This window comes from Ruegeria sp. HKCCD8929 (assembly GCF_013031405.1).
GTDB lineage: Bacteria > Pseudomonadota > Alphaproteobacteria > Rhodobacterales > Rhodobacteraceae > Ruegeria.
Genome location: NZ_WPZY01000005.1, coordinates 315,123 through 321,642, shown reverse-complemented (window position 1 = coordinate 321,642; position 6,520 = coordinate 315,123). Strand labels below are relative to the sequence as shown.

Below are 6,520 nucleotides of genomic sequence, written 5' to 3'. Positions count from 1 at the left end.
GTTTTCCGAGCCGTGAATCACGCAGAGCAGCGAAAATCAATGCATCCTGACCCTAGGAAGGGCACCACAGGGTCAAGGCAGGAAGCCGCGAAGAATACAAAGCTCTAAGCATTACAGATTTGAAACTCTCAGACGAAGTAATTTCAACACTGAGAGACTACATCGCTTATTCACGCGATGAGGATGGTGAAAAAATCGCTTTGATACTTAAGGAGTATCAGGTCTTTTTCTCGCGCTGGCGCAGCCGATTTGATGACAGTGACTATTTTGCCCGTGAACAAGCTGCTGATAGATGTGAACACACCACATCATGGGCGTATCTATATGCTCTTTCTTCAAGCGTATTCGATCATGCCAGAGGCAAGAACGACACTATTGGTCGACCAGAGTATTTGAAGGACAATGTTGCAAGCGCCTTACGGCTTTCGACGATCATCCATGGTCAGGAAGATAATTTTGAAGAGTACGTAAATTTGTACCAACGACGATACAATCGACATTTTGGAAATTAGTAGGATGGGTGCTTGCACCCATCGTTCAGGTCAAACCAACCCCAGCAACACCACCACCCAAGCCACCCCCGCAGAAACCGCCGTCAGCGCCACAGCCGCGCTGCCTGCATCCTTGGCCTGACGGGCCAGTTCGTGATGGTCGGTCGAGGTGTGGTCCACCGCTCGCTCAATGGCGGTGTTGAACAGTTCGGCGGTCGACATCAGAGCGCTCGGCGCAAGGATCAGTGAGCGTTGGGCAACGCTAGGATGGTCGCTACGGTGAGCAGCCGGATCAAGGGATCATCAATAATGCTAGCGAACGTCGTCTGAGTGCATCCCCAGGAAGGAGCGCGGCCCCGAGAGCGGGGCCGCGGGGGGGTTTAGCTTTCCGGCAGGATCACCTTGTCGATCACGTGAATGACGCCGTTTTCGGCCTCGACATCGGCGGTGACGACGGTTGCGTCGTTGACCATGACCCCGTTGTCGAGGTCGATGGTCACGGTGCCGCCCTGAACGGTTGCGGCGGTCATGTCATCGCTCAGATCGCCGGACATGACCTTACCCGGAACCACGTGGTAGGTCAGGATCGCCACCAGTTGATCCTTGTTCTCGGGTTTCAGCAAATCCTCGACGGTCCCCTCGGGCAGCGCTGCAAAGGCGTCGTCGGTGGGGGCGAAGACGGTGAACGGACCTTCGCCTTTCAGCGTGTCGACGAGATCTGCGGCCTGTACGGCGGCGACGAGTGTGCTGAACGAGCCCGCCTCAACCGCCGTGTCGACGATATCCTTTGCGTGGCCATCGGCGAAGGCTGTGCCGGACATAAGAACGAGGGCGGTAGAAGCGAATACGGTCTTGCGGAACATGTCGGTCTTCCTCTGTTGCAATGCTCAACTTGCATCACGGTCGGTACGCACGAGGTTGTGAGCCGGTTCAGGGTCTCACGCTTGAAAACGCGGCTTGAAAACACGGCATCGCGCGCTAAGCCCGGCAGTTCTGGATCTTCCAGTCAAAAAGATGTGATCCGCCGTCGCGCCGGGAGTTCCGGCGGGAATATGGCGCGGGGCCTTGTTGGACTCGCTTCAGTGGTTCTGCCGTTCGCGCTGACGGTGCGCGATTGCTCAGATCAGCCCGACCAGCACCACCACCCAGACCACGCCCGCCGCAATCGCGGTCAGCGCCACGGCGGCGCTGGCAGCGTCCTTGGCCTGACGCGCCAGTTCATGATGGTCGGTCGAGGTGTGGTCCACCGCCCGCTCGATGGCGGTGTTGAACAGTTCGGCGGCCAGGACCAGAACCCCCAGGGCGAGGATCAGGGCGCGCTCGGCGGTGATGAGCGGCAACCACAGGGCCAGAGCGGCGGAGATCAGGTTGGCCCAGACCCAGCTGCGAAAGGAATACTCCTCGCGCCAGGTGGCCGTAAGGCCTGCCCAACTCCAGATTGTCCTGTCTTTCAAGCGTTTAAAGAACGTCCGCATGGTCCCTCCGGCGGCCACTCTGGCGCGGGGCGTCAGGGGATGCAAGCGGCGGGGCGATCCCTGCCCTACCAATTCACGCCCCCCGCGCTATCCTCGGCACCAGACATCAGCCAAGCGAAGGAGAGCCACATGTCCGACGCGCCCAATATCGCGCAGAAAGCGCCGTTTCCGGTCGAGGTGACCGAGGGCAAGACCTATTTCTGGTGCGCCTGCGGCAGGTCCGGCAAGCAGCCTTTCTGCGACGGATCGCACAAGGGGACCGGGTTCGAGCCGGTGAAATACACGGCGGAGGCGGACAAGAAGGTGTTTTTCTGCGGCTGCAAGCACTCGTCGAAACAGCCGCTATGTGACGGCACGCATTCCAAGATCTAGAGCACTTTTGCGAAATACCTGAATCACTTAACGCTGCCTGAAATCCTAGATTTCAACGCGCTAAGCGATGCTGGGTGTTTCAAGTTTTTCGCAAAATGCCGTAAGGGATCATTTCAGCCGGTTGAGCGCCTCGGCATTGGCACAGAAGGCGGGTGCGGTGTCGGCCCGGGCCTGCTGCGCGGCCAGCCAATGTTCGCACTGGCCGTGGCACTGCGCAGCGCGGCAGCGGGTGATGAGTTGGGCGTAGTCATGCTCGGTCAGGCGCCCCTCGGCCATCGCCTCGGTCAGCGATACATCCATGCAGCGTGCGACCGAGCGGGTGAGCCAGAAGTGCCTCTCGATTTCACCAAGCGGGATCTGCGGCATCAGTCGTCCTTTTGAGTTTGCTCTCGCAATGCGGCCAGTCGGGCGCGGTTGGGGCAGGTTTCGGGGGCCTCGTGGACGCATTCGTTCTCGTCCAGCCATTCCGGGCAGTCCGGCGCCCATTCGCATCCCCGGCAGGTCTGCACCATGTCGGCCCAGTCCTCTTGGCTCAGCCGCCCCTCGCGGTGCGCCTCGACGATATCCGCGCCGGTCGCACGCCCCATCCGCAGCACGAGGCGGAGATGGGTCATGATCTGTCCGAGGCGGGGCATGGGCGTTTTCCGGGGTTTCAAGGGGTCAGGCGAGCGAACAGCTCCTGATTGCGGCAATACTCCGGGGTATGGCCCGGTGTGGCCGCACGGGCGAGGAACTGCGCGCAATGGCCCGGGTTCGGGCAGTCGGTGCAGCGCAGCACCGCATCCGAAATTTCATCCGTGGTCAGATCGCCGTGGATGGCGGCCTCTTGCAGGTCGATGCCTTGGGCCAAGGCCATGCGGTCGACAAGGTCGGCGTGGCGTCGGAGCGTATCGCGGTCGGGCATTGGGTGGGGTCCTTCTCTGTCGCGCTATGGAACAGAGGGTAGTCCAGGCGGGGTGCGCGGGGCCTTGACTCAGGTCAAAAGGCCGATGTGGTCGAGACAGGCGCGCGTCGCGTCCTGCACCCGGCGGAACCGGTCGCCGCCCAGTTTCTTGCCGCCATACCAGCGGGTGACGACGATGACGTGGTTCTCCAGCCCCGCCCGCTCGATCATCCGCAGGATCACCATGCCCGCGCCGCTTTCGCCGTCATCGGCCTTGAGCGCGCCGGTGGGCAGCATTGCGGCCCAGGTGTTGTGGGTGGCCTTGGCATAGGCGCGGTCAGCCTTGAGCTCGGCCAGCACAGCGTCGACCTCGGCCCGGCTGGTGGCGGGCGCACCGGTGACCGCGTATTTCGAGCCGCGGTCAGTCAGGATCACGCCCAGCCGGGTGAGCTGGCTCATTGCGTGACGCCCAGTTGCCGCGCGGTCTGCCGCACGATCTGCACCCGTTGCGCGTTGGGCGGGTGGGTGCCCAGGAACCGGTCGCCGGGATCGGGAATGCGGTCGAAAAACTTGACGCCAATCAGCGGGTTGTAACCTGCATTATGGGTGATCACGGTGCCAAGCTGGTCGGCCTCAAGCTCGAATTCCTTGGAATAGCTGCGAGCGCCCACGGTGGCGCCGAGCTGCTGGGCGGCCTCGACCGCGGCGGACCCGCCCCCGGTCAGACCGGCCAGCTGGCCGAAGATGATGGCGCCGGCCGCAGCGTTCTGCGACTGGCGCTGCAGATGCGAGCGGATGTGGTGCGCTGCCTCGTGGCTCATCACAAAGGCCAGCTCATCCGCGTTGCGGGCGGTGGCGATCATGGACAGCGTAAAGATGATGAGTGGGCGGCCCTGCTTGTCGACGGTCTGATAGGCGTTGACCGGCGCGCGGGTGTTGGGATCGACCAGGATGCGGAAGTCGCAGTTCATTCCGGAGGTGCGGTTTCTGCATTCCCTGCGTGCCTGCGGCCCCACAGCCTTGGCCACCGCATCGAAATTGGCCGCCGCCGTCTGCGGGCTGAGCGGTGCCGGGCCGGGCCGCGTGGCACTGACGGGGGGCGCGGGCGGTGCGATATCGCATGCCGCCAGGGCGAGAATCAGCAACAGGACTAACCGGCGCATCGGGGGCCTTTCGGTTCACGGGGCAACGGGAAGAAACTCTAACCGGCGTCCGGGCGGTCTTCCACCCCCTGCTGCCGCCATCGGCTTGCATCGGCGACAGACGGCAGGCAGTCTGGCCCCATGTTTAGTATCGAGCATGAATTCGACGCGACCATCATCACTCTGGTGGATGAGGGCGAAGCGCCCCTGAACGAGGATGTGGTCATCAACAGTTTCGCGGAATGCGTAACGCTGGAGCAGCTGGACCCGCGCACGGATCAAGTGCAGAAGATCACCCTGTCGCCCGAACAGCTGCGCGACCTGGCGGCGGCGCTGGATCTGCCCGAGGGCGTATATCAGATCCGCGAGACCCCTCCCGATCAGGGATCGTAGACAAAGGTCTTGTCCCGCGCAGCCTGCCCGCGTTTCAGGGTCAGATGCGACGGGGCCACCCCCATGGCTGCGGCCAGCAGGGCGCGGGTGGCGGCATTGGCCTTGCCGTCCTCAGGTGGGGCGGTGACGGTGATGCGCAGGCCGCCCTTGTCCGCCGTCACGCTGTGGCGGGCGGCCTTGGGCGTGACGCGGACGCGGATTTCACGGCCAGGTTCGGCCAGGTGGCTGAGATCGGGGAGGTTTTTGATCTTGGGTCTGGCCATGGGTGGGATCGTACTGGTTGGATGTTCTGCAGGTGTACATGAGCCGCGCGCAGGGTTAAATTCGCCATGGCATCTTTTCTCATGCGCGGGCATTCTGGCTGCCGGATCGCCAGCGACATTCGCCAAAATTCAGCACGCCATTTCCTTTTACCCTTGAAACGCGCGCCCGCCTGACCGAGATACAGGGGGCTTATGTAAAAAGGCTTCACATATGTCGCTTGAAAACCCCGCCGCATTGGAATTTCTGCTGGCCCGCCGCTCGCGCCCTGCCAAAACGCTGGTGGCCCCTGCACCGACACGGGACCAGTTGATGCCGCTGCTGACCGCGGCCGCGCGCAGCCCCGATCACGGCAAGCTGGAACCATGGCGTTTCATCGTGCTGGAGAAGGGCGCGATGCCCCGGCTGGCGGCTCTGACCGAGGACTGCGGCAAGGCACTGGGCAAAAGCCCCGAGGATATTGCCAAGGGGCGCAGCCAGTTCGATCAGGGGCAACTGGCGGTGGCGGTGATCGAGGTGCAGCGCCCCTCCGAAAAGGTTCCGGCGATCGAACAGACCTATTCGGCGGGCGCCGTCTGTCTGGCGCTGCTGAACGCCGCGCTGGCGGCGGGATGGGGGGCGAACTGGCTGTCCGGCTGGGCCATCCATGACCGCGATTTCTGCGCGCAAGCACTGAGATTGGCGGAGAACGAACGGGTGGCCGGTCTGATCCACATCGCCACCGAGGGCTCGGCCCCGCCCGAACGCCCCCGCCCCGATCTGGGTGCCATCACGCAATGGGTGTCGGAATGACCGTTATCAACTCATTTTTCCTGGCGCTGGGCCAGATCGGCGATCCCCGGTTCCGCAAGGTGCTGTTGCTGGGGATCGGGCTGACATTTGCGCTGCTGGTCGGCGCCTATGCGGGGTTCCTGTGGCTGATCAACGCGCTGGTGGGCCCCGAGGCGACGCTGCCGGTTCTGGGCGAGGTCACATGGCTCAACGATCTGCTCAGCGTGTCGTCCCTGCTGTTCATGATGGTGCTGTCGGTGTTTCTGATGGTGCCGGTGGCCTCGGCCATCACCTCGCTGTTTCTCGATGACGTGGCGCAGGCGGTCGAGGACCGGCATTACCCCCACCTGCCCAAGGCGCCGCGCGTGCCCTTTGCCGAGGCGATGCGGGACACGGTGAATTTCCTGGGCGTTCTGGTGCTGGCCAACGTGCTGGCGCTGGTGCTCTATGCGCTTTTCACGCCACTGGCGCCCTTCATCTTCTGGGGCATGAACGGGTTTCTGCTGGGGCGGGAGTACTTCACTTTGGCCGCCATGCGGCGCCTGGGGCGCGAGGGCGCGCAAAAGCTGCGGGCGCAGCACATGCCGACCATCTGGTTGGCCGGGACGCTGATGGCGATCCCGCTCTCGGTGCCGCTGGTCAACCTGCTGATCCCGATTCTGGGCGCGGCGACCTTTACCCATATTTACCATGGGGTGGCTGAAACCAGCCGCCGCCCTGCGCGCTGAGCGG

At 63.2% G+C, this 6,520-nt stretch carries 13 protein-coding genes and 1 pseudogene; 5 read left to right on the top strand and 9 right to left on the bottom strand.

What is annotated here, in order from left to right; genetic code table 11:
* The first annotated feature begins 119 nt into the window (after positions 1-119).
* Entirely contained in the window at positions 120-512 is a 393-nt protein-coding gene (locus GOX53_RS10980) for a hypothetical protein (protein WP_171176192.1), read from the top strand.
* A gap of 30 nt (positions 513-542) precedes the next feature.
* Here GOX53_RS10980 and GOX53_RS10975 read toward each other — a convergent pair.
* The 3 genes and pseudogenes from GOX53_RS10975 to GOX53_RS10965 all read right to left on the bottom strand — a co-directional run.
* Positions 543-743 (bottom strand): annotated as a pseudogene (locus GOX53_RS10975) (diacylglycerol kinase); the annotation flags it as partial.
* Positions 744-871: 128 nt separating this feature from the next.
* Positions 872-1,354, bottom strand: coding sequence for a fasciclin domain-containing protein (locus tag GOX53_RS10970; RefSeq protein WP_171176190.1), 483 nt, complete (start codon positions 1,352-1,354; stop codon positions 872-874).
* Positions 1,355-1,609: 255 nt separating this feature from the next.
* On the bottom strand, positions 1,610-1,966 hold the full coding sequence (locus GOX53_RS10965) for a diacylglycerol kinase (RefSeq protein ID WP_171176189.1): 357 nt from the start codon (positions 1,964-1,966) through the stop codon (positions 1,610-1,612).
* A 129-nt stretch (positions 1,967-2,095) separates the two neighbouring features.
* Here GOX53_RS10965 and GOX53_RS10960 point away from each other — a divergent pair, with 129 nt between their 5' ends.
* On the top strand, positions 2,096-2,338 hold the full coding sequence (locus GOX53_RS10960) for a CDGSH iron-sulfur domain-containing protein (RefSeq protein WP_171176187.1): 243 nt from the start codon (positions 2,096-2,098) through the stop codon (positions 2,336-2,338).
* Between the two features lie 108 nt (positions 2,339-2,446).
* Here GOX53_RS10960 and GOX53_RS10955 read toward each other — a convergent pair whose 3' ends face one another.
* The 5 genes from GOX53_RS10955 to GOX53_RS10935 all read right to left on the bottom strand — a co-directional run bounded on the left by GOX53_RS10955 (position 2,447) and on the right by GOX53_RS10935 (position 4,366).
* Positions 2,447-2,704 (bottom strand): DUF6455 family protein, encoded by a 258-nt coding sequence (locus GOX53_RS10955; protein WP_171176185.1) that lies wholly within the window; start codon positions 2,702-2,704, stop codon positions 2,447-2,449.
* Positions 2,704-2,973, bottom strand: coding sequence for a DUF6455 family protein (locus GOX53_RS10950; protein ID WP_171176183.1), 270 nt, complete (start codon positions 2,971-2,973; stop codon positions 2,704-2,706). The genes GOX53_RS10955 and GOX53_RS10950 overlap by 1 nt, the downstream gene beginning before the upstream one ends.
* A gap of 17 nt (positions 2,974-2,990) precedes the next feature.
* Complete coding sequence (locus GOX53_RS10945; RefSeq protein ID WP_171176181.1) at positions 2,991-3,242, bottom strand: DUF6455 family protein; 252 nt, start codon at positions 3,240-3,242, stop codon at positions 2,991-2,993.
* Between the two features lie 69 nt (positions 3,243-3,311).
* Entirely contained in the window at positions 3,312-3,680 is a 369-nt protein-coding gene (locus GOX53_RS10940; protein WP_171176179.1) for a YigZ family protein, read from the bottom strand.
* On the bottom strand, positions 3,677-4,366 hold the full coding sequence (locus GOX53_RS10935; RefSeq protein WP_371810280.1) for a M48 family metalloprotease: 690 nt from the start codon (positions 4,364-4,366) through the stop codon (positions 3,677-3,679). Before GOX53_RS10935 ends, GOX53_RS10940 begins: the two co-directional genes overlap by 4 nt.
* A gap of 138 nt (positions 4,367-4,504) precedes the next feature.
* Between GOX53_RS10935 and GOX53_RS10930 the strand changes: the two genes are divergently transcribed.
* Positions 4,505-4,756 (top strand): hypothetical protein, encoded by a 252-nt coding sequence (locus GOX53_RS10930; RefSeq protein WP_171176175.1) that lies wholly within the window; start codon positions 4,505-4,507, stop codon positions 4,754-4,756.
* On the opposite strand, the gene GOX53_RS10925 is transcribed toward GOX53_RS10930, so the two are convergent.
* Entirely contained in the window at positions 4,744-5,019 is a 276-nt protein-coding gene (locus tag GOX53_RS10925; RefSeq protein ID WP_171176173.1) for a DUF167 domain-containing protein, read from the bottom strand. The two genes, GOX53_RS10930 and GOX53_RS10925, sit on opposite strands and share 13 nt — an antisense overlap.
* Before the next feature lie 211 nt (positions 5,020-5,230).
* On the opposite strand from GOX53_RS10925, the gene GOX53_RS10920 reads away from it, so the two are divergent.
* Both GOX53_RS10920 and GOX53_RS10915 read left to right on the top strand, forming a co-directional pair.
* Positions 5,231-5,809: a nitroreductase family protein gene (locus tag GOX53_RS10920; RefSeq protein ID WP_171176172.1), complete on the top strand. Its 579-nt coding sequence runs from the start codon at positions 5,231-5,233 to the stop codon at positions 5,807-5,809.
* Positions 5,806-6,516, top strand: coding sequence for an EI24 domain-containing protein (locus tag GOX53_RS10915; protein WP_171176170.1), 711 nt, complete (start codon positions 5,806-5,808; stop codon positions 6,514-6,516). The genes GOX53_RS10920 and GOX53_RS10915 overlap by 4 nt, the downstream gene beginning before the upstream one ends.
* Positions 6,517-6,520: the final 4 nt, after the last annotated feature.